The organism is Acidovorax sp. FJL06, from assembly GCF_003852545.1.
Lineage (GTDB): Bacteria > Pseudomonadota > Gammaproteobacteria > Burkholderiales > Burkholderiaceae_C > Acidovorax.
On the sequence record NZ_QAJR01000001.1, the window covers coordinates 219,151 to 241,671 of the forward strand.

The following is a 22,521-nucleotide window of genomic DNA, read 5'->3' on the forward strand; positions in this document are numbered from 1 at the left end:
CGTTCCCACTTTTCTTTTTGTCCCCCCTTTTGCACAATTTTTTGACCGAGGTCTTTCCACCATGCGCCCTTTTCCTCGCCACCTGACCCACCCGTTTTCTGCCGTCGCCCTGGCCTGCACCCTGCTGGGTGCCACATCCGCCAGCCAGGCCCAGGCTCCGCAGCTGCCGCCGCCGGACGCCACCCACCCCGTAACCCTGCAGCTGATGCAGGGCTTCCCCCCAGCGCCGGACAAGATCGTGCGGCTGGCCAACATCCTCAAGTACCCCAACGTGCGCTGGGGCGCGCAGCACCTGCGCGAACTGGGGCCCACGGCCACGATCTGGCGGGGTGCTGCAGCGCCCAGCGCACTGCCCGCAGCGCCGCGTGCCCTGCCCGACACCCTGGCGTTTGCCGACGACAAGGGCGCCACCACCACGCTGGCCGACTGGCAGAAGGCCACCTACACCGACGCCCTGCTGGTGCTGCACCGGGGCCGTGTGGTGTATGAGCGTTATCACATCGGCATGCAGCCGCAGCAGCCGCATGTGCTGTGGTCCATGAGCAAATCGCTGGTGGGGCTGCTGGTGACCGAAATCATCCAGGAAGGCGCCATCGACCCCAGTGCGCGCATCGTGCGTTACCTGCCCGAGCTGGCTAACAGCGCCTGGGCCGATGCCACCGTGCAGCAGACCCTGGACATGACCACCAGCGTCAAATACGCCGAAGACTTTGCGGACCCCACCTCCGGTGTCTTTCAGTACCTGGCCGCTGCGGGCCTGCAGCCTGCGCGCCCCGGCAGCAATGGCGCCAAGAGCATGGCCGAGCACCTGCCCACCGTGCAGAAGGACGGCGAGCACGGCACCGCGTTTGCCTACAAGTCGGTGGACACGGAAGTGCTGGGCTGGCTGCTGCAGCGCGTGACCGGCAAGAGCTACGCCACGCTGTTGTCCGAGCGCATCTGGTCCAAGCTGGGCACGCAGGAGGACGCGTATGTGTTTGCCGATACCAACGGCGGCCAGGCCACCAGCGTGGGCGTGAACGCCACTTTGCGTGACCTGGGCCGTCTGGGCGAGATGCTGCGCTCCAACGGCCGTTTCAACGGCCAGCAGATCGTCTCGCCCGCCACCATTGCCGAGCTGCGCAAAGGGGCCGACCCCGCCCAGTTCAGCAAGGCCCCCGGCACGGCCATGCGCGCGGGCTACTCGTACCACAACCAGTGGTGGATACCCCACGATGCCGATGGCAGCTTCGAAGCCAAGGGTCTGATGGGCCAGCACCTCCACATCAACCCGGCGGCCGAGCTGGTGGTGGTGAAGTTCTCCACGCACCCGGTGCCCAACACCGCCTTCACCCACGCACTGGACCGGCAAGCCTTTGCCGCACTGGCCAAGGCCGTGCGCTGAGCCTGGCACGCCACCAGGGCTGGGCCGTTGCGGCCCTGGTGTGCAGCGCTATGCACACCGGCCTGCTTTCACTTGCCCGAGGCAGGCGCTGACCTGTGCCGATGTGGACCCGCCATCCCGTGCCTTTGCCGCCTACCTGCAGAACCGGCTGCGCGTGTGCAAGGGCGGCCACATCGCCCCGTGATGTGCTCAACTTGATGGCATTCCCCAACGAAATCGAGGCCGTGGCCAACGCCTGCCCCGGCGTGCTGGAAAACGCCACGGCCGCTGCAGCACGAGTGCGGGGCACTCTCCGCTTGCTCAACCCCGGCGCTGCTGCTGCAGATCCCGCGCGCCATACGCGCAGTAGCCCGGTTTGGGGCTCTTCTTCTGCGGGTGCAGGCGGCAGGTCTCGGGCCGCTTGTCATACACCGTGCACAGCCGCGTCTTGGGGTCGAGAAAGTTGCAGTCCCCACTGGCCCGCCGCGCCATCGTGAAGACCGCATTCTTGTGGTTGAAGTGATCGATCAGCCGCGCCTTCTGCAGCCGCTTGGCAATGTGGCGGATTTCTTCATGCTCTGCCTCGAATGGGTCCACCAGTTCGAGTCGCACCAGGTCCGAGAGCTGCACCTCCAGCGGCATGGTGCAGCAGTTGGCCGCGCAGGTGTCGCACAGGCCTGCGCGGTAGCGGGTCCAGGTGTCGAGGCGGTCTACGTCAACGATGGAAATGGGGGAGCGCATGGGGGTGGGATTGTTTCAGCGCGCAATGAATGCACTCAAGGGTACTCTGACCTAATTCACGGTTTTCACGGAGTGTCAAAAGAAAACGCTCCCAAGGGAGCGTTTTCTTGCTGCGTCATGGCGCAACGTATCAAACGTCAATATTCCCAGCCCGCAGCGCATTCGTCTCAATGAAGTCCCTGCGCGGCTCCACCTCATCCCCCATCAACATCGTGAACACACGGTCGGCCTCGATCGCATCGTCGATCTGCACGCGCAGCAGGCGGCGCACGTTGGGGTCCATGGTGGTTTCCCACAGCTGCTCGGGGTTCATTTCGCCCAGGCCCTTGTAGCGCTGGCGGCTGGTGGTGCGTTCGGCCTCAGAGATGAGCCACTTCATGGCCTGGCGGAAGTCGCCCACCTTTTCTTCCTTCTGCTTGTCGCCTTCGCCACGCAGGGCCTTGGCGCCCTCGCCCAGCAGGCCGCGGAAGGTTTCGGCGGCTTCGGCCAGGGCGGCGTAGTCGGCGCCGTGCACGAAGTCCTGCGTGATGACGCTGCTCTTGACGTTGCCGTGGTGGCGGCGGCTGATGCGCAGGATGGGTTTGTCGGTGCGCACGTCGAACTCGCCGGCCACTTCGGGTGGGCTGCCGGTGGTGCTCAGCTCGGCCAGCTTGGCCTGTAGCTTGACGGCGCTTTGCTCGGCATCGGCCACGGTGTCCAGCTTCAGGGCCACGCCGTCGGCCACGGCACGCAGGGCCTCCTGGTCCATGAAGTTGGACAGGCGGTGGATCACGCTCTCGGCCACCTGGTGCTTGCGCGCCAGCTCGGCCAGGGTGTCGCCGGCCAGCACCTGCGGGTTGGCGCCGCCGGTGCTCACGCTCGCGTGGTTGAGCGCAATGCGCAGCAAAAAGCCGTCGAGCGCGGGGCCGTCCTTGAGGTACAGCTCTTCCTTGCCGGCCTTCACCTTGTACAGCGGCGGCTGGGCAATGTAGATGTGGCCGCGCTCCACCAGCTCGGGCATCTGGCGGTAGAAGAAGGTGAGCAGCAGGGTGCGGATGTGGGCGCCGTCAACGTCCGCATCGGTCATGATGATGATGCGGTGGTAGCGCAGCTTGGCCACGTCGAAGTCATCACCCCCGGTGGTGCCGCCGGCCTTGCCGATGCCGGTGCCCAGGGCGGTGATCAGCGTCAAAATTTCATTGCTGGTCAGCAGCTTTTCGTAGCGGGCTTTTTCCACGTTCAGGATCTTGCCGCGCAGGGGCAGGATGGCCTGGAATTTGCGGTCACGGCCCTGCTTGGCGGAGCCTCCGGCGGAGTCGCCCTCGACGATGTAGATCTCGCACATCGCCGGGTCTTTTTCCTGGCAGTCGGCCAGTTTGCCGGGCAGGCCCATGCCGTCGAGCACGCCCTTGCGGCGCGTCATTTCGCGGGCCTTGCGCGCGGCTTCGCGGGCGCGGGCGGCTTCCACGATCTTGCCGCAGATGATCTTGGCGTCGGCTGGCTTCTCCTGCAGGTAGTCGGTGAGCAGCTTGCCGACGATGTCTTCGACGGGCGCGCGCACCTCGCTCGACACCAGCTTGTCCTTGGTCTGGCTGCTGAACTTGGGCTCGGGCACCTTCACGCTCAGCACGCAGCACAGGCCTTCGCGCATATCGTCGCCGGTGACTTCGACCTTGGCCTTCTTAGCAAACTCGTTTTCTTCGATGTACTTGTTGATGACGCGGGTCATCGCGGCGCGCAGGCCGGTCAGGTGGGTGCCGCCGTCCCGCTGGGGGATGTTGTTGGTGAAACAGAGGACTTGCTCGCTGTAGGCGCTGTTCCACTGCATGGACACTTCCACGCCGATGTGCGTGCCGGGGATGCCGCCATACGTTTCGGCTGGACGCTCACCTGCGGCATAGAAGGAGTTGGGGTGCAGCACCGTCTTGCCCTTGTTGATGAACTCCACGAAGCCGCGCACGCCGCCCGCGCCCGAGAAGTCGTCCTCCTTGCCGCTGCGCTCGTCCTTGAGGCGAATGCGCACGCCGTTGTTCAGGAAGGAGAGTTCGCGCAGGCGCTTGGCCAGGATCTCGTAGTGGAAGTCGTAGTTCTCTTTGAAGATCTCGGTGTCGGGCAAAAAGTGCACCTCGGTGCCGCGCTTTTCGGTCTCGCCGGTCACCTTCATGGGGCTGACTTCAAAGCCGTCCACGGTGTCGAGCAGGCGGTCTTGCACAAAGCCGCGTGCAAATTCGATCTGGTGCACCTTGCCTTCGCGGCGCACGGTCAGGCGCAGCCATTTGCTCAATGCGTTCACGCAGCTCACGCCCACGCCGTGCAGGCCGCCCGAGACCTTGTAGCTGTTCTGGTTGAACTTGCCGCCTGCGTGCAGTTCGGTCAGCGCGATTTCGGCGGCACTGCGCTTGGGCTCGTGCTTGTCGTCCATCTTCACGCCGGTGGGGATGCCGCGGCCGTTGTCGGTGACGCTGATGGAGTTGTCGGTGTGGATGGTGACGACGATGTCGTCGCAGTGGCCGGCCAGGGCTTCGTCGATGGAGTTGTCGACCACCTCGAACACCAGGTGGTGCAGGCCGGTGCCGTCGCTCGTATCGCCGATGTACATGCCGGGGCGCTTGCGCACGGCTTCCAGGCCTTCGAGGATGGTGATGGAGCCTTCGCCGTAGCTTTCGCTGGCGCCGGCCTGGTTGGTGTCGATCTTTTGCGGAACAGGCTCACCCGTGCCGGTAGGTTCTTGCTCGGGCAGGTTGTTGTCAGCGGTCATGGTGGGCCTTGGGGTCCGTGGAAACCGGGGTTTCCAATGTGTTCAATGGTCAAATTGGGCTGTAGCGCTTGTCCAGCAAGCGCTAGCAGCTATCAATACAGTAGTGGCCGTGGTCAGAGGGCTTGGGCGGGGGCAGGTGCCCGCCTCAGATGCGCATGGGCATGACCACGTACTTGAAGCTGTCGTTGTCGGGGATGGTCATCAGCGCGGAGCTGTTGCCGTCCGACAGCTCCACCTTCACCATGTCCTGGCCCATGTTGGCCAGTGCGTCGATGAGGTAGGTCACGTTGAAGCCGATCTCGATGGTGTCGCCACCGTAGTCGATGTCGAGTTCGTCCACGGCCTCTTCCTGCTCGGCGTTGTTGGACGCCACGCGCAGCGTGCCGGGTTCGATGTTCAGGCGCACGCCCTTGAACTTGTCGCTGGTCATGATGGCCGTGCGCTGCAGGCTGGCCAGCAGGGGCGCGCGGCCCAGGGTCACGCTGTTGCGGTGGTTCTTGGGGATCACACGGTTGTAGTCGGGGAACTTGCCTTCGACCAGCTTGGTGACGAACTCCATGCCGCCGAAGGTGAACTTCGCCTGGTTGTTGGCGAACTGCATCTCGATGTGGGGCTGGTTCTCGCCGCCCGCGTCGGACAGCAGGCGCTGCAGCTCGATCACGGTCTTGCGCGGCAGGATGACTTCCTGCTTGGGCACTTCCACATCGAGCGTGGCGCTGGCAAACGCCAGGCGGTGGCCGTCGGTGGCCACCAGGGACAGCTGCTTGCCCTCGGCCACGAAGAGGATGCCGTTGAGGTAGTAGCGGATGTCCTGCACGGCCATGGCGAAAGACACCTGGGAGAGCAGGTCCTTCAGCGTCTTCTGCGGCACGGCAAACACGGGGCCGAAGGCGGCGGATTCCTGCACCAGCGGGAAGTCCTCGGCGGGCAGGCTTTGCAGGGTGAAGCGGCTCTTGCCGCCCTTGAGCACCAGCTTGGACTGCTGGGATTCCAGGCTCACGGTCTGGTCGCCGGGCATGGTGCGCAGGATGTCGATGAGCTTGCGCGCGCCCACGGTGGTGGTGAAGTCGCCGGTGTCGCCGCCCAGCTCGGCCGTGGTGCGGATCTGGATTTCGAGGTCGCTGGTCGTCAGCTGCAGCGCATTGCCCGTCTTGCGGATCAGCACATTGGCCAGGATGGGCAGCGTGTGGCGGCGCTCGACGATGCCGGCCACCGATTGCAGGACCGCGAGAACCTTGTCTTGTGTTGCCTTCAGGACGATCATGTCTTCAACCTCTCATGTTATTAGGACGGTGCGCAACCCGCCATTTTGCCCCGTTATGGTTCAGCCCTTGAGCGTCTGTTCCAGCACGTGCAGCTGCTGGTTCAATTCGGTCAGCTGCTGGCGCTCGCCCGAGATTTTGCGCACGGCGTGCAGCACGGTGGTGTGGTCGCGCCCGCCGAACAATTCTCCGATCTCGGGAAGACTCTTTTGCGTCAGCTCCTTGGCCAGGTACATCGCGATCTGGCGCGGCCGGGCAATGCTGGCCGGGCGCTTCTTGCTGTACATGTCGGCGACCTTGATCTTGTAATAGTCGGCCACCGTCTTCTGGATGTTTTCCACAGAAATCTGCCGGTTCTGGATGGACAGCAGGTCGCGCAGCGCCTCGCGGGCGAGCTGGATGGAGATTTCCTTCTGGTTGAAGCGCGAATACGCCAGGATCTTGCGCAGCGCGCCTTCGAGCTCGCGCACGTTGGAGCGCACGTTCTTGGCCACGAAGAAGGCCACTTCCTCGGGCATCTCGGTGCCTTCGACGCGCGCCTTGTTGATCAGGATGGCCACGCGCATTTCCAGCTCGGGCGGCTCGATGGCCACGGTCAGGCCCGAGTCAAAGCGCGACACCAGCCGCTCGTGGATGTTGGCCAGGCCCTTGGGGTAGGTGTCCGAGGTCATCACGATGTGGCTCTTTTTGGCCAGCAGGGCCTCGAACGCATTGAAGAATTCTTCCTGCGTGCGGTCCTTGTTGGCGAAGAACTGCACGTCGTCGATCAGCAGCAGGTCGAGCGAGTGGTAGCGCTCCTTGAACTCGTCAAACGTGCGGCGCTGGTAGGCCTTAACCACATCCGACACGAACTGCTCGGCGTGGATGTAGAGAACTTTGGCGTCGGGCTTGTCCTGCAGCAGGCGGTTACCCACAGCGTGCACCAGGTGGGTCTTGCCCAGGCCCACGCCGCCGTAGATGAACAGCGGGTTGTACAAATGGCCCGGCATGCCGGCCACGTGCATGGCGGCCGAGCGCGCCATGCGGTTGGCCGTGCCCTCCACCAGGGTCTCGAAGGTGAGGGCGGCGTTGAGTCGGTTGCGGAAGGCGCCGGCGGGGGGCTCGTCACTGCTGGCGGTGGGGGATTCTGCAGGTGCCGGGGCGCTGGAGGGCTCGGGCGATGCGGGGCGCACATAAGTGCGGGTCACGGATTCCCGCTGAGCGAGCGCTAACTCCAGGGAGACCGGCTGGCCGTACAGGCCTTCCAGCAGGGCGGCGATGCGGCCTGCATACTGGGCGCGGATCCAGTCCAGCTTGAAGCGGTTGGCCACGAGCAGCGTGACCTTGGAGAAATCCTCGGCCACCTGGGCGACCAGGGGCTTGATCCAGGTGTTGAATTGTTGTTCGGGCAGGTCTTGCGCCAGTTGCTCTACGCAGGCTTGCCACAGGCCCTGGCCGGCATCGGCACCGGGAGATGGCGGGGGGCTGCGGGTGGGTTCCTCGGTCATTTATCGGGGATTCTTGTTGTGGATAGGAGGAACGGTGCTGGGCGGCGGATTGTAGCTTGTCAAGGAGTTATCCACATTTTGGCGGCGGCTGTCATCGGGGGATTCCGGGGTTGATGGGCCCGCAGGCACAGGGGTGAAAAACACGGCCTCTGGCGGCATGGAACGGCCCGGCGTGCGGCAAAAAAGGCGCTGCGGCACCCTGCCACGGGGGCTCCCGGATAGGCCTGCCCGCCGAAAGGCATTGCCAGAGGGCAACAAGCCTGCGATAATTTTGGGTTTCCCTGAATGTGTTCAGGGTGATTTGACCCGGCGCGCCGTTATTTCTGCTTCTATTCCACTGGTATCCAGTTGAAAAAGGCAGGGGTTCAGGAGCAGCAGTCCGGAACTGAACCTCAAGGAATAGCACCATGAAACGTACTTACCAGCCCTCCAAGACCCGCCGCGCGCGCACCCACGGTTTCCTCGTCCGCATGAAGACCCGCGGCGGCCGTGCCGTTATCAACGCACGCCGCGCCAAGGGCCGCAAGCGCCTGGCCGTCTAAGGCCGTCCCGGTCTACGGCCTGCTCCCCGCCTGCTCCCGGTTTGTACCGTCAGGTTCCAAACGGGGTGCCTGCATGCAACGGCTGAAAACCCGTCCGCAGTTCCAGGCCGCCATGGCGGGGGGCACGGTCTCCCGCACAGCGCATTTCGCGTTGCACCGTCTGGTGCTGGACGCGGCTGTCGGCAGCGCTGCTGCCAACAACCCCGCCAGTGCTGCACCCACAGGGCCCGGTTCCTTGCCGTCAACGCAAGGGCCGCAGGCCCTGTTTGCCGTGCCGGATGTCTGGCTGGGCGCCATGGTGCCCAAGCGCTGGGCGCGCCGCGCCGTGACGCGCAACACCATCAAGCGGCAGATCTACACCGTGGGCGCGGCGTTTGAAGCGCGCCTGCCCCAGGCCGCCCATGTGGTGCGCCTGCGCACGGCGTTTGATCGCAAACAGTTCGTGAGCGCCACGTCCGACCAGCTCCGGCAGGCCGTGCGTGCCGAGCTGCTGCAGCTGTTCGGCCATGCCGCACGGCGTGCGGGCGGTGGGGCGGCTGCGCCGACCCCGGCCTCGCAGGCGCCCGCCCACGAGGTGGCGCCATGATCATGCAGCGCCTGCTGATGGGTGTGGTCAAGGGCTACCGGCTGTTTCTCAGCCCCTGGCTGGGCTCGGCCTGCCGGTTCGAGCCCAGCTGCTCGGTCTATTCGCTGCAGGCGCTGGAGCTGCATGGCGCGGCCGCCGGCAGCTATCTCACGGTGCGCAGGCTGGTACGCTGCCACCCCTGGTGTGACGGGGGCCATGACCCAGTGCCGCCACAATTGCCGCGCAGCATGCGGCTGTTTTCGCGGCTTCATCATCCTTCCACCACCCAACCACCCTCACCAAAGAAGTCTTCATGAACGACATTCGCCGCACCATTCTGTGGGTGATTTTTGGCTTTTCCATGGTTCTGCTGTGGGACAAGTGGCAGCTGCACAACGGCAACAAGGCCACGTTTTTCCCCAGCACTCCGGCCGTGACCGCACCGGCCGCTGCGGGCGCCGCGTCCGGTGCCACCGGCGCGGCCAGTGTTCCGGCTTCCACGGCGCCCGTGGCGGCGGCGCAAGGCGCATCGGCCGTTCCAGGCCAGCCGGCCCCAGCGGCCGCACCCGCCGCCGTGCGTGAGCGCCTGGAGGTCAAGACCGACCTGTACCGCCTCACCTTCGACAGCGAAGGCGGCTCGCTCACCCATGCCGAGCTGCTGCAGCACGCCGACATGACCGACAAGACGCGCAATTTCCTGTTGTTGGACGAGAGCGCGCAGCGCGTCTACGTGGCGCAGACGGGCCTGATCGGTGGCAGCTTCCCCACGCACAAGACCGTGATGGCGGCCATGCCCGGCCCGCGCGAACTCAAGGACGGGCAGGACGAGCTGAGCATCCGCTTCGAGTCGCCCAGCCAGGGCGGCGTGAAGCTGGTCAAGACCTGGACCATCAAGCGCGGTGCCTATGACATCGCCGTCAAGCACGAGATCGTCAACACCGGCAGCGCGGCCGTGTCGCCCCAGCTGTACCTGCAATTGGTGCGCGACGGCAACAAGCCGCCAGGCGAGTCGTCGTTCTATTCCACCTTCACGGGCCCTGCGGTCTTCACCGAAGCCAAGAAGTACCAGAAGGTCGAGTTCAAGGACATTGAAAACGGCAAGGTCGATATCCCCAAGGATTCGCCCAATGGCTACGTGGCCATGGTGCAGCATTACTTTGCCACGGCCTGGCTGCTGGCCGACGGCGTGCAGCGCGAGCCCTTCACGCGCAAGGTCGACACCAACCTGTACTCCGTGGGCATGCTGACCTCGCTGGGCGCCATCGAGCCCGGCCAGTCCAAGACCCTGGATGCGCGCCTGTTCGCCGGTCCGCAGGTCGAGACCATGATGGAAAAGCTGTACCCCGGCCTGGAACTGGTCAAGGACTACGGCTGGCTCACCATCCTGTCCAAGCCGCTGTACTGGCTGCTGGACAACCTGCACAAGCTGCTGAACAACTGGGGCTGGTCCATCGTGGCCCTGGTGCTGTTGCTCAAGATCGCGTTCTACTGGCTCAACGCCAAGGCCTACGCCAGCATGGCCAAGATGAAGGCCATCAATCCCAAGATCATGGAGATGCGCGAGCGCCTGAAGGACAAGCCGCAGCAGATGCAGCAGGAGATGATGCGCATCTACCGCGAGGAAAAGGTCAACCCCATGGGTGGCTGCTTCCCCATCATGATCCAGATCCCCGTGTTCATCGCGCTCTACTGGGTGCTGCTGTCCAGCGTGGAAATGCGCAATGCGCCCTGGATCGGCTGGATCCGCGACCTGTCCACGCCCGACCCGTTCTTCATCCTGCCCCTGCTGATGACGGCCAGCTCGCTGCTGCAGACGGCCCTGAACCCCGCGCCGCCCGATCCGATGCAGGCCAAGATGATGTGGTTCATGCCGCTGATCTTCAGCGTGATGTTCTTCTTCTTCCCGGCCGGCCTGGTGCTGTACTGGCTGACGAACAACATCCTGTCGATTGCGCAGCAGTGGATCATCAACACCCGCATGGGCGTGCCTCCGCAGTTCAATCTGCCCAGTTTCAAGTGATGCCCCAGCGGCAAGGCTGACACCACCGAACTGACCCCCCGAAAGGCCGCGCAAGCGGCCTTTTTTCCGCCACCTTGTAAAGTCTTCGCCCATGCTTGCCCGCCACCACGACCCCATCGTTGCCATCGCCACTGCCCCGGGGCGCGGGGCCGTCGGCATCGTGCGGGTGTCGGGCAAAGGGATCACGGCGCTGGTGCAGGCGCTGTGCGGCCGCGCGCTCAAGCCCCGCGAGGCCACCTACCTGCCCTTTCGGGACGCGCAGGGCCAGGCCATCGACCAGGGGCTGGCGCTGTATTTCCCCGGCCCGCACAGCTACACCGGCGAAGACGTGCTGGAGCTGCAGGCCCACGGCGGGCCCGTGGTGCTGCAGCTGCTGCTGGCGCGCTGCCTGCAGGCGGGCGCCGCCACCGATGCGGCCACGGGCCAGCCCTGCCTGCCGGGCCTGCGGGTGGCGCAACCCGGCGAGTTCACCGAGCGCGCCTTCCTCAACGACAAGATCGACCTGGCCCAGGCCGAGGCCATTGCCGACCTGATCGATGCCAGCACCGAGGCCGCGGCCCGCAGCGCCAGCCGGTCGCTGACCGGCGCGTTCTCGGCCGAGATCCATGGCCTGCGCGATGCGCTCATCCACCTGCGCATGCTGGTGGAGGCCACGCTCGACTTTCCTGAGGAAGAAATCGACTTCCTGCGCAAGGCGGATGCACATGGGCAGCTATCGAATCTGCAGCAAACACTGGCCTCGGTGATGCAGCGCGCGCGCCAGGGGGCACTGCTGCGCGAGGGCATCAAGGTCGTCATCGCCGGGCAGCCCAATGCGGGCAAAAGCTCGCTGCTCAACGCGCTGGCAGGCGCCGAGCTGGCCATCGTCACCCCCATTGCAGGCACCACGCGCGACAAGGTGCAGCAGACCATCCAGATCGAAGGTGTGCCCCTGCACATCATCGACACCGCCGGCCTGCGCGACAGCAGCGACGAGGTGGAGCGCATCGGCATCGCGCGTGCGTGGGACGAGATTGCCGGCGCCGATGCCGTGCTGTTCCTGCACGATCTTTCCCGCCAGGATGCTATTGAATACATAGCTGCTGACGCAGACATAGAAAGCGCCTTGGCGCAAAAGCTCCCTGCCTCCATCCCGGTGATCGATGTCTGGAACAAGCTGGACCGCGCACTGGCGGTGCCGGCCCCGGCCCCCGGCAGCGCCGAGGCCCGGCCGGCCGTGCGGCTGTCCGCGCGCACGGGCGAGGGGCTCGATGGCCTGCGGCGCATCCTGCTGGAGGTGGCGGGCTGGCAGTCGGCCCCCGAGGGCATCTACATCGCCCGCGCCCGCCATGTCGAGGCGCTGCAAGCCGTGTCGGCCCATCTGCAGGAGGCCGCCGGCCAGCTGCAGGCCCAGGGCCCGGCGCTGGATTTGCTGGCCGAGGAGCTGCGCCTGGCCCAGAACGCGCTGAGCGCCATCACCGGCGAGTTCAGCTCTGACGACCTGCTGGGCGTGATCTTCTCCAGCTTCTGCATCGGCAAATAGGGGGCGACCAGGCGACTGCGGAGCCCGGCCGGGGGGGCCGGGCCGCCGCTTGTCGCTTATTGTTGTAAATGGACGTAAACAGCGCTTGTGTCTGATCTGTAACAACGTTACTTTTGGCGGACCATGAATGCTCCCACCCCTGCTGCCATCAAGGTCGACCTGAAAGGGTTGCTGGACGCCATTGCGCAAACGACCGCAGACGACAGCATGACCAACCCCCTCTCTCCCGCGCAATGGGAGGTGCTCTCGTCCTACCTGCTGCCGGTGGTGCTGCCGGCCGGCCAGGTGCTTTTCAGCCAGGGGGCCACGGACCGCACCCTGTACCTGGTGGAGAGCGGCAGCCTGAGCGTGCACTACCAGGACGAAAAAGAGCGCCTGCGCCTGGCCATCGTGGGCGCGGGCTCTGTGATCGGCGAAGGCGCCTTCTTCTCGCACCGTGCGCGCAGCGCCACCGTGCAGGCCAGTGCGCCCTGCAAACTCTGGAGCCTGCCGGCCATCCGTTTCACCGAACTGACCAACCGCCAGCCGGCCATTGCCCTGGGTTTGGCCATGGCCGCCGGGGCCGTGCTGGCCAAGCGCCTGGGCAACCGCCGCCGCCGCGTTGCGGCGACCTGACAGGCGCCCCGGGGACCCGGGTTTTGCAGGCATTTTCGGGGCCGTTGGAGGGGGACAGCAAGTTACACTTGATTTGGATTTTGTCCAGGCACCATCCGAAGAAAGCAAGCCATGTCCCTATTCAGCTGGTTCAGCCGTAAGCCCGCCTCCCCCAAGCCCCGGCCCTCGGCAGAGCCGTCGGGTTTGTTGAACGCCGATGCCACGGTGCCGCTGCACCCGGGCCGCATGGGCAAGCCCCTGGTCGAGCCCCTGCCCCCCGAACATGCGGCCAACCGCAAGAACGAGCGCATGGAGCGCCGCGAGCTGCTCTACACCGTGGTGCGCGACGCCATGGTGCGTGCCGGCGTGCTGTCCGCCAGCTACAAATTCAAGGTGCTGTCGCTGGACCAGCGCGGCCGCCAGTTTCTGGTGATGATGGACCTGGCGCGCGAATACGGCGGCGAAACGGTGCGCCTGTCCGAAATCGAGGCGCTGATCGCCCAGACGGCCAAGACCCGCTACGACATCCTGGTGACGGCCGTGTACTGGCGCATCAATGACCATGTGGCCGTGGGCATTCCGCAAAAAGGCGTGGCGCCCCAGGGGGCGGCGTTGCCGGTGCCGGCGGCCCCCGCCGTGGCCAGGCGGCCGCCCGTGGCCGCCGCAGCCCCCGTCCCGGTGGCAGCACCGGTCGCGCCTGCGGCCCCCGCCACCCCGGTGCGTCCGGCCGCACCGGTGGCGGCCGCTGCGCCCGCCCGCCCACCCGTGGCGGCGCCCACCGGCGAGCAGCGCCCGGCCCAGCGCTACGAGCCCATCGAGGCCGACGAAGTGGCCGCCTTCAAGCGCGCATTGGCCAACGCAGCAGGTGCCACGGCGGCCCCGGCGGCGGCGGCCAAGCCCGGCGTGCCGGTACGGTCCGGCCCCTTGCTGCCCCCGTCGCAACCCACCGGTTTTGAAGACACCGAAATGCCCGGGGCAGACAGCCCCTCGCCCGACCTGAGCAGCACCCAGTACGGCGAGCTGCACTGAGTCCCTGGCTGCCCCTGGCGCGGTGATCGCGCTGCCTGAAGTGAACAAGCCCTCTTTGCCGAGGGCTTGTGTGTTTCTGGGGCGCGGGGCCAGGGAGGGGGTGGCTGCGGCGCGTGGGCCGCAGCGGCTCAATGCCCTGCGAAATCCACCAGCGTGTACAGCGGCAGGCCCGATGCGCGCAGGCGCTCGGAGCCGCCCAGCTCGGGCAGGTCCACGATGGCCGCGCCTTCGGTGACCGTGGCGCCCAGCTTCTCCAGCAGCTTCTTGCCAGCCATCATGGTGCCGCCGGTGGCGATGAGGTCGTCGATCAGCAGCACGCGGTCGCCGGCCTTCACGGCGTCGGTGTGCAGCTCCACGGTGGCGCTGCCGTACTCCAGCTCGTAGGTCTCCTCCACCGTGGTGAAGGGCAGCTTGCCCTTCTTGCGGATGGGCACGAAGCCCACGTTGAGTTCATAGGCCACCACGGCGCCCAGGATGAAGCCGCGCGCATCCAGGCCGGCCACCACATCGGGGCGCAGGGCCTTGTCCATGTAGCGGTGCACAAAGGCATCGATGAGCACGCGGAACACCTTGGGGTCCTGCAGCAGCGGCGTGATGTCGCGGAACTGCACGCCGGGTGCGGGCCAGTCGGGCACGGTGCGGATGTGCTGGCGGAGGTAGTCGTTGACGCTGAGTGGCTGCATGGAGGGGAGACAGGGCGGTTCAAGGAACGCGGGGCGGGCCGGCGCAGGCGCAGGCGTGAGGGTGCCGCGCAAGAGGGGTGCCCCGCGCAAAGTGCAGAAGTGTAAACAGCCTGCCCTGCGGGCATTTGTGGGCTCCAGACGCTACCCCCAGCCCCCATAATGTTTCACTGCTGTTACACCCCACGGCACGGCCGGATTGCAGGCGGTGCTTTCCTCCCTCGGCGTTTGGCCCATGCCCATCTCAGTCCTGTTGATCGAAGGCGACCACGCCCACGCCCAAGCGGTGGTGGGCGCCCTGGCAGACCCCTGGTCGGGGTGGCGGGTGGATGTCTGTGCTTCGCTGGCCGAGGCGCGGGCGCAGTTGCAGCAGCGCCGGCCGGACATCGTGCTGGCCGCCCAGAGCACGCTGGGGGGCACGGCCTTTGATCTGCTCCAGCTGCTGGGTGGCGTGCCCGCCATCCTCATCGTGCGCATGGGCGCCGAGACCCATGCGGCACAGGCCATGCGGCACGGGTTTGACGACTTCACGGTGCAGGACCCGGCCCTGGACTACCTGCTCACGCTGCCCGCGCAGATCGACGCGGTGCTCGAACGCAGCTCCAGCGTGCGCGCGCGCCTGGCGGCCGAGGCCATGCTGGCGCGCCAGCACCGGCTGCTGCAGGCCATCTCCCGCGCCCAGGGCATGTTCATCGCCAGTTCCGTGCCCCGGGCCGCGTTCGAGGCCTTGCTGGAGGAGCTGATGTCGCTCACCCAGAGCGCGTTCGGCATCGTGGGCCAGGTGCAGCGTGCGGCCGACGGCCACCCCTTTCTGCGGGTGCACGCGATGACCGACATCAGCTGGGACGCCGCCTCCCGTGCGCAGTATGCGCAGCATGCCGATGACGGCATGGTGTTCGACAACCCGCACTCGCTGGTGGGTGCGGCCCTGGTGTCGGGCGAGCCCGTGATCAGCAACGATGCCCACCATGACGCGCGCGCCGCAGGCACGCCACCGGGCCATCCTGTGCTGCACACCTACCTGGGGCTGCCCATCCATGCGGCCGGCGAGCTGGTGGCCATGGTGGGCCTGGCCAACCGCAGCGAAGGGTATTCGCAGGCGGATGTGCAGTTCCTGCAGCCCCTGCTCAACACCGTGGGCCAGCTGGAAACCGCCCGCCGCGCCGGACTGGCCCGCAGCGCGGTCGAGACCGAGCTGGCCCACACCAGCGCTCAGCTGGCCGACAAGACCCGGGCGCTGGAAGCCACGCTGGCCAACATCTCCCAGGGCATCACCAGCGTGGATGCCGAAGGGCGCATCCGCGTCTACAACCGGCGCTACCTGGAGCTGCTCGACCTGCCCGAGCCCCTGCTCGCGGCCCAGCCCAAGGTGGAAGAGGTGGTGCGCTTCCAGACCGAGCGGGGCGACTTCGGCCCGCAGTTCCAGCTCATCGAGCCCATGGCGCGCCACTACGTGGCCTCGGAATACGCGGCGCACGGCGGCCACCTGACCATGCCCGACTCGTATGTGCGGCGCACCCGCAGCGGCCGCTACATCGAGGTGCGCACCCGCGCCCTGGAGCCCGGCGGGCGCGTGCGCACGTTCACCGATGTCACCGATTACCTCAGCACCCTGGAGGCCCTGCGCCAGAGCGAGGCGCGCTGGCGCAGCCTCACCCAGCTCTCGTCGGACTGGTACTGGGAGCAGGATGCGCAGTTCCGCTTCGTGCGGCTGGACGGCAACCCCCACCACGCGACCGGCGTGCCCGATGAGATGCACTACGGCCTCACGCGCTGGGAGCTGCCCGACACCTTCGTGGGCGAAGGCCAGTGGCGCGACCACCGGGCGCTGCTGGAGGCGCACCAGGTGTTCCACGACTTCGAGATGCAGCGGCTGACCCGGGAGGGCACACCCGTCTGGGTGTCGATCAGCGGCGAGCCCATCTTCGATGCCGACGGCACCTTCACCGGCTACCGGGGCGTGGCGCGCGACATCACCGAGCGCAAGCTGGCCGAGGCCGAGATCCAGCGCCTGGCGTTTTATGACGAACTCACGGGCCTGCCCAACCGGCGGCTGCTGATGGACCGGCTGGAGCGCGCGGTGGCCGCCAGCACCCGCGAGGGCAGCCACGGCGCCCTGTTGTTCCTCGACCTGGACAACTTCAAGGGCATCAACGACACCATGGGCCACGAATGGGGCGACCGGCTGCTGGTGCAGGTGGGCGGCCGCGTGAGCGCCAGCGTGCGGGCCACCGACACCGTGGCGCGCCTGGGGGGCGACGAGTTTGTGGTGGTGATCGAAGGCCTGCACACCGAAGAGACTGAGGCCGCCGCCGAGGCCGAGGCGGTGGCGCAGAAGGTGCTGGCCGCGCTCAACCAGCCCTACCAGGTCGAGGGCTGCGAGATGCACAGCACGCCCAGCATCGGCATCGCGCTGTTCCAGCAGGCGCAGCAGCCAGTGCCGGAGCTGCTCAAGCGCGCCGACCTGGCCATGTACCAGGCCAAGGCCCAGGGGCGCAACACGCTGTGCTTCTTCGATCCTGCCATGCAGGCGGCCGCGTCGGCGCGCTCGGCGCTGGAGGGCGACATCCGCCTGGGGCTTGCGCGCAACGAATTCCTGCTGCACTACCAGCCGGTGGTGGACGAGGCCGGCCAGCTGCTGGGCGCCGAGGCCCTGGTGCGCTGGAACCACCCGCAGCGCGGCATGGTGCCGCCCGCCGACTTCATCCCGCTGGCCGAGCAGACCGGCCTCATCCTGCCCCTGGGGCGGCAGGTGCTGGCCATGGCCTGCCACCAGCTTGCGCAGTGGGCGGCCGACCCCGCCAAGGCCGGCTGGACCCTGGCCGTGAACGTGAGCGCGCAGGAGTTCCGCCAGAGCGACTTTGTGCAGGACGTGCTGGCCGTGCTGCGCGACTCGGGCGCGGATGCGCGGCGGCTCAAGCTGGAGCTGACCGAAAGCCTGCTGCTGCACGACGTGGAGGACAGCATCCTCAAGATGCAGGCGCTGCGCACGCTGGGCGTGGGCTTTTCGCTGGACGACTTTGGCACCGGCTACTCGTCGCTGTCCTACCTCAAGCGCCTGCCGCTGGACCAACTCAAGATTGACCAGAGCTTTGTGCGCGACGTGCTCACCGACCCCAACGACGCTGCCATCGCCTGCACCATCATCACCCTGGCCCACAGCCTGGCCCTGGACGTGGTGGCCGAAGGCGTGGAGACCGAAGGCCAGCGCGCGTTTTTGCTGCGCAATGGCTGCAAACGCTTCCAGGGCTACCTGTTCGGACGGCCGGGGCCGGTGGATTTGCTCTAGGTTGCTACAAAAATCATAGCTTCTAGCGCTTGTCCATCAAGCGCTAGAGCCCGATTTAACCTGATTAGCTAAATGCCTCAGATACCTCACCATCCGTTCGGGCTGAGCTTGTCGAAGCCAGGGCTTGCCACGTGCGTGCAAGGCTTCGACAAGCTCAGCCCGAACGGATAACGGGGCGTGAAGTCTGGGGTAAGTCGCTAATCAGGCGATTTCATCAAAGTGCATCAGCCTTTGAGCAGTTTTTCTTCCGCCAGCGACAGCGCCGCCGGGTGGCCCGACAGCACCAGCGTGTCGCCCTCGGCCAGCAGGGCCTCGTCCACCGCCGCGCTCAGGTGGCCGTTGCCGCGCCGCAGGTTCACCACGCGCACGCCCATCGCGGGCAGGGCCAGCTGGCCCAGGCTGCGGCCCAGTGCGGTGGAGCCGGGCGGCAGGTTGAGGGTGGACAGGCGCTCCTGGTCGCGCTCGTTCGCCGTGTCGTCGTCGGCGCCGTGGAAGTAGCCGCGCAGCAGGTTGTAGCGCGCATCGCGCTGGTCCTGCACCAGGCGCAGCACGCGGCGCATGGGCACGCCCACCAGCGCCAGCGCGTGGCTGGCCAGCATCAGCGAGCCTTCGATCGCCTCGGGCACCACCTCGGTGGCGCCTGCCTCCTGCAGCTTGTCCAGGTGGGCGTCGTCCTGCGTGCGCACCACCACCGGCACCTGCGGTGCGTGCGAGCGCGCATTGGCCAGCACCTTCAGGGCCGCAGGCACATCGATGTAGGTCACCGCCACGGCGCTCGCGCGCACCAGGCCAGCGGCCATCAGCGCCTGCAGGCGCGTGGCGTCGCCATACACCACCGAGTCGCCGGCGGCGGCGGCCTGGCGCACGCGGTCCGGGTCCAGGTCCAGCGCCATGTAGGGGATGCCCTCGTGCTCCAGCATGCGCGCCAGGTTCTGGCCGCAGCGGCCGTAGCCGCAGATGATCACGTGCTTGCTGGTGTTGATGGACTTGCGTGCGATGGAGGTCATCTGCAGCGACTGCTGCAGCCAGTCGCTGGCCACCAGCTTCATCACGATGCGGTTGCTGTACATGATGAGAAACGGCGTGGCCAGCATCGACAGCACCATGGCCGCGAGGATGGGGTTCATCAGCGCGGGCTGCACCAGCCCATTGCCCTGCGTGAGCGACAGCAGCACAAAGCCGAACTCGCCCGCCTGCGCCAGGTACAGCCCCGTGCGCAGCGCCACGCCCGTGGTGGCGCCCATGCCGCGCGCCAGCACCAGGATGATCCCGAGCTTGAGCACCAGCGGCACCGTGAGCAGTGCCAGCACCAGGGCCCAGCGGTCCACCAGGATGTGCCAGTCCAGCATCATGCCGATGGTGATGAAGAACAGCCCCAGCAGCACATCGTGAAAAGGCCGGATGTCCGTGCCCACCTGGTGGCGGTACTCCGTCTCGGACACCAGCACGCCCGCAATGAAGGCGCCCAGCGCCAGGCTCAGGCCCGCCAGCTCGGTGAGCCAGGCCAGGCCCAGCGTGATCAGCAGCAGGTTGAGCATGAACAGCTCGTCGCTCTTGCGGCGCGCCACCAGCGTGAGCCACCAGCGCATGAACCGCTGCCCGCCCGTGAGCAAAATCGCCACCAGCACCGTGGCCTTGATCAGCGCCCAGCCCAGGGCGGTGAGCAGCTGGTCGGGCGAGGACCCGAGCGCCGGGATCAGCACCAAGAGCGGCACCACGGCCAGGTCCTGGAACAGCAGGGTGCCCATCACGCGGCGGCCATGTTCGCTCTCCAGCTCCGCCCGCTCGGACATCAGCTTCACCACGATGGCCGTGCTGCTCATGGCCATCACGCCCGACAGCGCCAGCGCCGTCTGCCAGCCCATCTCCCACACCCCGCCCACCCAGCGCGACAGCGCCAGGGCCAGCACCGTCAGCACCACCATGGTCAGCACCACCTGCATCAGGCCCAGGCCAAACACCTGTTTGCGCATGGCGCGCAGCTTGGGCAGGCTGAACTCCAGCCCGATGGCAAACATCAGGAACACCACCCCGAACTCGCCCAGATGGCGCACGCCTTCGGAGTCATGCGCCAGCGCCAGCGCGTGGGGGCCGATGAGCACACCCGCAGCCAGGTAACCCAGCATGGGGGGCAGCTTGAGGCTGCGGCAGGTCACCACGCCCAGCACCGCGGCCAGCAGGTAAAGCAGGGTGAGGGCAAGAGAGGACATGGGTTCGATGCTATCCGAGGCTTGCGCGCCGCAGAGGGTCTTTTCTGCAGGCGATGCACGGTCCGTGCCAGAGGGCATCCCCTTGCAGGGCCCACCCGGCATGCCCGGTCGATAGAATCCCCGGATGATTCCCGCCCCCGCCGTGCTGCCCCCTTTTGATGCCGACCAGGCCCTGCGCCTGGCCCGCGAAACCTTCGACATCGAGGCCGCGGCCCTGACCGGTCTGGCCGCCCGCGTCGATGGCGTGTTTGCCCAGGCGGTGCAGATGGTGCTGCAGGCCCGGGGCCGCGTGGTGGTGATGGGCATGGGCAAGAGCGGCCATGTGGGCCGCAAGATCGCCGCCACGCTGGCATCCACCGGCACCCCCGCCTTTTTTGTGCACCCCGCCGAGGCCAGCCATGGCGACCTGGGCATGGTCACGGGTGACGACCTGGTGCTGGCCATCTCCAACAGCGGCGAAAGCGGCGAACTCACGGCCATCCTGCCCGTGCTGCGGCGCCTGGGTGCGCCCATGATCGCCATGACGGGGGGCCTGCAGTCCACCCTGGCGCGTTATGCCGACCTGGTGCTCGATTGCAGCGTGGAGCGCGAGGCCTGCCCCCTGAATTTGGCCCCCACCGCCAGCACCACGGCCCAGCTGGCCATGGGTGACGCGCTGGCCGTGGCCCTGCTCGATGCCCGGGGCTTTCGCCCCGAAGACTTTGCCCGTTCGCACCCCGGTGGTGCGCTGGGCCGCAAGCTGCTCACCCATGTGAGCGACGTGATGCGCTCGGGCACCGAGGTGCCGCGCGTCGCGCCCGAGGCCTCGTTCAGCGACCTCATGCGCGAGATGAGCGCCAAGGGCCTGGGCGCCTCGGCCATCGTGGACGCTGCCGGGCAGGTGCTGGGCATTTTCACCGACGGCGACCTGCGCCGCCGCATCGAGGCTGGGGCCGACCTGCGCACCGCCACGGCCGCCGAGGTCATGCATACCGGACCGCGCCGCATTGCGCCCGACGCGCTGGCCGTGGATGCCGCCGAAATGATGGAAGCACACGCCATCACCAGCGTGCTGGTGGTGGATGCGGCAGGCGTGCTGGTGGGGGTGGTGCACATCGGTGACCTCATGCGCGCGAAAGTCATATGACCCCCGTGGATAGCCCCCCCCTGAGTCGCTTCGCGCCTTCCCCCCTGAAGGGGGGACGCACCCCGTGGCCCGGCGAAGCCGGTTCCACGGGTGCACTGGCCCCTGCCGTGCCTGTTCAAACGCTGTGCGATGACATCTGACGTGATTTTTCCCGTGCTGCAATTTCCCCCCGAGCTGCTGCTGCGCGCCCAGGGCGTGCGCGTGGCCTTTTTCGACGTGGATGGCGTGCTCACCGATGGCGGGCTGTATTTCAGCGAAGCGGGCGAGACGATCAAGCGCTTCAACACCCTCGACGGCCACGGTCTCAAGCTGCTGCAAAAGGCAGGCATCACCCCCGCCGTGATCACGGGGCGCGACTCTGCGCCACTGCGCGTGCGTCTGAAGGCTTTGGGCGTGGAGCACGCCGTGTTCGGCACCGAAGACAAACGCCCGGCGGCCGAGGACATCCTCGCCCGGCTGGGCCTGACCTGGGCCCAGGCCGCCGCTATGGGCGATGACTGGCCCGACCTGCCCGTGATGTGCCGCAGCGCCTTTGCCTGTGCGCCCGCCAATGCGCAGGCCGAGGTGCGCCATGCGGCCCACTTCGTCACCCAGGCGCGCGGCGGCGACGGCGCGGCGCGCGAACTGTGCGACTTGCTGCTCGTGGCCACGGGCCGCTATGCGGCGCTGCTGGCGGACTACACCGCATGATCCGTGTGATCCGCCAGGGCTGGGACCAGCTCTCGATCTACCTGCCCGTGCTGCTGATGGGCCTGCTGGCCCTGGGCACCTGGTGGCTGGTGCGCAATGCCCCCATGCCGCAGCTGCCCGCCATTGACCGCCCCGTAAAGCACCAGCCCGACTACTTCATGAAGAACTTCTCGGTGAAGACCTTCGATGCCACGGGCCGCCTGCAGAGCGAAGTGCAGGGCATTGAAGCGCGGCATTACCCTGACACGGACACGCTGGAGATCGACCAGGTCCGCATGCGCTCGATCGGCACCGACGGCCGCCTCACAGTGGCCACGGCCCAGCGGGCCCTGAGCAATGCCGATGGCTCGGAGGTGCAGCTGTTCGGCAACGCCGTCGTCACCCGAGAGCCCCTGCCCGCCAAACCCGGGGCGCTGGCGCAGCCCCGCATGGAGTTCCGGGGGGAGTTCCTGCACGCCTTCACCCGCACCGAGCGCGTGCGCTCCGACCAGCCCGTCACCCTCACCCGGGGCAACGACCGCTTCACGGCCGATGGCATGGACTACGACAACCTGGACCAGGTGCTGCAACTGCGCGGGCGCGTGCGCGGCATGATCCTGCCGGGCAAGAAATGAGACAACCCCCTGAGTCGCTTCGCGCCTTCCCCCTTCTCTCTACGCGCTTC

At 67.0% G+C, this 22,521-nt stretch carries 18 protein-coding genes; 12 read left to right on the forward strand and 6 right to left on the reverse strand.

Features of this window, described 5'->3' with window-relative positions; genetic code table 11:
* Positions 1-61 precede the first annotated feature (61 nt).
* On the forward strand, positions 62-1,384 hold the full coding sequence (locus tag DBV10_RS00965) for a serine hydrolase (protein WP_124509708.1): 1,323 nt from the start codon (positions 62-64) through the stop codon (positions 1,382-1,384).
* A gap of 300 nt (positions 1,385-1,684) precedes the next feature.
* Here the strand turns inward: DBV10_RS00965 and DBV10_RS00970 are convergent, their stop codons facing one another.
* The 4 genes from DBV10_RS00970 to dnaA all read right to left on the reverse strand — a co-directional run bounded on the left by DBV10_RS00970 (position 1,685) and on the right by dnaA (position 7,590).
* Entirely contained in the window at positions 1,685-2,104 is a 420-nt protein-coding gene (locus DBV10_RS00970) for a YkgJ family cysteine cluster protein (RefSeq protein ID WP_124509710.1), read from the reverse strand.
* A 130-nt stretch (positions 2,105-2,234) separates the two neighbouring features.
* Complete coding sequence (gyrB, locus tag DBV10_RS00975) at positions 2,235-4,841, reverse strand: DNA topoisomerase (ATP-hydrolyzing) subunit B (RefSeq protein WP_124509712.1); 2,607 nt, start codon at positions 4,839-4,841, stop codon at positions 2,235-2,237.
* Between the two features lie 145 nt (positions 4,842-4,986).
* On the reverse strand, positions 4,987-6,105 hold the full coding sequence (dnaN, locus tag DBV10_RS00980) for a DNA polymerase III subunit beta (protein ID WP_124509714.1): 1,119 nt from the start codon (positions 6,103-6,105) through the stop codon (positions 4,987-4,989).
* 60 nt (positions 6,106-6,165) lie between these two features.
* On the reverse strand, positions 6,166-7,590 hold the full coding sequence (gene dnaA, locus DBV10_RS00985) for a chromosomal replication initiator protein DnaA (protein WP_124509716.1): 1,425 nt from the start codon (positions 7,588-7,590) through the stop codon (positions 6,166-6,168).
* A gap of 407 nt (positions 7,591-7,997) precedes the next feature.
* Here dnaA and rpmH point away from each other — a divergent pair, with 407 nt between their 5' ends.
* From rpmH to DBV10_RS01020, 7 genes are all read left to right on the forward strand, one after another.
* Complete coding sequence (gene rpmH / locus DBV10_RS00990) at positions 7,998-8,132, forward strand: 50S ribosomal protein L34 (RefSeq protein ID WP_005798102.1); 135 nt, start codon at positions 7,998-8,000, stop codon at positions 8,130-8,132.
* Between the two features lie 73 nt (positions 8,133-8,205).
* Positions 8,206-8,718, forward strand: coding sequence for a ribonuclease P protein component (locus DBV10_RS00995; RefSeq protein ID WP_124509718.1), 513 nt, complete (start codon positions 8,206-8,208; stop codon positions 8,716-8,718).
* A complete protein-coding gene (gene yidD / locus DBV10_RS01000; RefSeq protein WP_124509783.1) occupies positions 8,718-9,014 on the forward strand; it encodes a membrane protein insertion efficiency factor YidD in 297 nt (98 codons plus the stop codon). The genes DBV10_RS00995 and yidD overlap by 1 nt, the downstream gene beginning before the upstream one ends.
* The gene (gene yidC / locus DBV10_RS01005; RefSeq protein WP_124509720.1) at positions 9,011-10,717 is read left to right on the forward strand and encodes a membrane protein insertase YidC; all 1,707 of its coding nucleotides are present in this window, start codon (positions 9,011-9,013) and stop codon (positions 10,715-10,717) included. The genes yidD and yidC overlap by 4 nt, the downstream gene beginning before the upstream one ends.
* A 91-nt stretch (positions 10,718-10,808) precedes the next feature.
* Complete coding sequence (gene mnmE, locus DBV10_RS01010) at positions 10,809-12,239, forward strand: tRNA uridine-5-carboxymethylaminomethyl(34) synthesis GTPase MnmE (RefSeq protein ID WP_124509722.1); 1,431 nt, start codon at positions 10,809-10,811, stop codon at positions 12,237-12,239.
* Between the two features lie 123 nt (positions 12,240-12,362).
* Entirely contained in the window at positions 12,363-12,854 is a 492-nt protein-coding gene (locus DBV10_RS01015) for a Crp/Fnr family transcriptional regulator (protein ID WP_124509724.1), read from the forward strand.
* A gap of 111 nt (positions 12,855-12,965) precedes the next feature.
* The gene (locus tag DBV10_RS01020) at positions 12,966-13,862 is read left to right on the forward strand and encodes a hypothetical protein (protein ID WP_124509726.1); all 897 of its coding nucleotides are present in this window, start codon (positions 12,966-12,968) and stop codon (positions 13,860-13,862) included.
* Positions 13,863-13,990: 128 nt separating this feature from the next.
* Here the strand turns inward: DBV10_RS01020 and DBV10_RS01025 are convergent, their stop codons facing one another.
* On the reverse strand, positions 13,991-14,545 hold the full coding sequence (locus DBV10_RS01025; protein ID WP_124509728.1) for an adenine phosphoribosyltransferase: 555 nt from the start codon (positions 14,543-14,545) through the stop codon (positions 13,991-13,993).
* A gap of 232 nt (positions 14,546-14,777) precedes the next feature.
* On the opposite strand from DBV10_RS01025, the gene DBV10_RS01030 reads away from it, so the two are divergent.
* Positions 14,778-17,831, forward strand: coding sequence for an EAL domain-containing protein (locus tag DBV10_RS01030; RefSeq protein ID WP_124509730.1), 3,054 nt, complete (start codon positions 14,778-14,780; stop codon positions 17,829-17,831).
* A 224-nt stretch (positions 17,832-18,055) separates the two neighbouring features.
* Here DBV10_RS01030 and DBV10_RS01035 read toward each other — a convergent pair whose 3' ends face one another.
* The gene (locus tag DBV10_RS01035; protein ID WP_124509732.1) at positions 18,056-20,041 is read right to left on the reverse strand and encodes a monovalent cation:proton antiporter family protein; all 1,986 of its coding nucleotides are present in this window, start codon (positions 20,039-20,041) and stop codon (positions 18,056-18,058) included.
* Positions 20,042-20,165: 124 nt separating this feature from the next.
* On the opposite strand from DBV10_RS01035, the gene DBV10_RS01040 reads away from it, so the two are divergent.
* From DBV10_RS01040 to lptC, 3 genes are all read left to right on the forward strand, one after another.
* The gene (locus DBV10_RS01040; RefSeq protein ID WP_124509734.1) at positions 20,166-21,167 is read left to right on the forward strand and encodes an SIS domain-containing protein; all 1,002 of its coding nucleotides are present in this window, start codon (positions 20,166-20,168) and stop codon (positions 21,165-21,167) included.
* 129 nt (positions 21,168-21,296) lie between these two features.
* Complete coding sequence (locus tag DBV10_RS01045; protein WP_124509736.1) at positions 21,297-21,857, forward strand: HAD family hydrolase; 561 nt, start codon at positions 21,297-21,299, stop codon at positions 21,855-21,857.
* A complete protein-coding gene (gene lptC / locus DBV10_RS01050) occupies positions 21,854-22,471 on the forward strand; it encodes an LPS export ABC transporter periplasmic protein LptC (RefSeq protein ID WP_124509738.1) in 618 nt (205 codons plus the stop codon). Before DBV10_RS01045 ends, lptC begins: the two co-directional genes overlap by 4 nt.
* The last annotated feature ends 50 nt before the right edge of the window (positions 22,472-22,521 follow it).

Coding starts and splice junctions, on each gene's coding strand:
- DBV10_RS01020 (WP_124509726.1), top strand. CDS start 12,966: ATGTCCCTATTCAGCTGGTTCAGCCGTAAGCCCGCCTCCCCCAAGCCC.
- dnaN (WP_124509714.1), bottom strand. CDS start 6,105: ATGATCGTCCTGAAGGCAACACAAGACAAGGTTCTCGCGGTCCTGCAA.
- yidC (WP_124509720.1), top strand. CDS start 9,011: ATGAACGACATTCGCCGCACCATTCTGTGGGTGATTTTTGGCTTTTCC.
- mnmE (WP_124509722.1), top strand. CDS start 10,809: ATGCTTGCCCGCCACCACGACCCCATCGTTGCCATCGCCACTGCCCCG.
- DBV10_RS01045 (WP_124509736.1), top strand. CDS start 21,297: ATGACATCTGACGTGATTTTTCCCGTGCTGCAATTTCCCCCCGAGCTG.
- gyrB (WP_124509712.1), bottom strand. CDS start 4,841: ATGACCGCTGACAACAACCTGCCCGAGCAAGAACCTACCGGCACGGGT.
- rpmH (WP_005798102.1), top strand. CDS start 7,998: ATGAAACGTACTTACCAGCCCTCCAAGACCCGCCGCGCGCGCACCCAC.
- DBV10_RS01025 (WP_124509728.1), bottom strand. CDS start 14,545: ATGCAGCCACTCAGCGTCAACGACTACCTCCGCCAGCACATCCGCACC.
- DBV10_RS01040 (WP_124509734.1), top strand. CDS start 20,166: ATGATTCCCGCCCCCGCCGTGCTGCCCCCTTTTGATGCCGACCAGGCC.
- lptC (WP_124509738.1), top strand. CDS start 21,854: ATGATCCGTGTGATCCGCCAGGGCTGGGACCAGCTCTCGATCTACCTG.
- DBV10_RS00965 (WP_124509708.1), top strand. CDS start 62: ATGCGCCCTTTTCCTCGCCACCTGACCCACCCGTTTTCTGCCGTCGCC.
- DBV10_RS00995 (WP_124509718.1), top strand. CDS start 8,206: ATGCAACGGCTGAAAACCCGTCCGCAGTTCCAGGCCGCCATGGCGGGG.
- DBV10_RS01030 (WP_124509730.1), top strand. CDS start 14,778: ATGCCCATCTCAGTCCTGTTGATCGAAGGCGACCACGCCCACGCCCAA.
- DBV10_RS00970 (WP_124509710.1), bottom strand. CDS start 2,104: ATGCGCTCCCCCATTTCCATCGTTGACGTAGACCGCCTCGACACCTGG.
- dnaA (WP_124509716.1), bottom strand. CDS start 7,590: ATGACCGAGGAACCCACCCGCAGCCCCCCGCCATCTCCCGGTGCCGAT.
- DBV10_RS01035 (WP_124509732.1), bottom strand. CDS start 20,041: ATGTCCTCTCTTGCCCTCACCCTGCTTTACCTGCTGGCCGCGGTGCTG.
- DBV10_RS01015 (WP_124509724.1), top strand. CDS start 12,363: ATGAATGCTCCCACCCCTGCTGCCATCAAGGTCGACCTGAAAGGGTTG.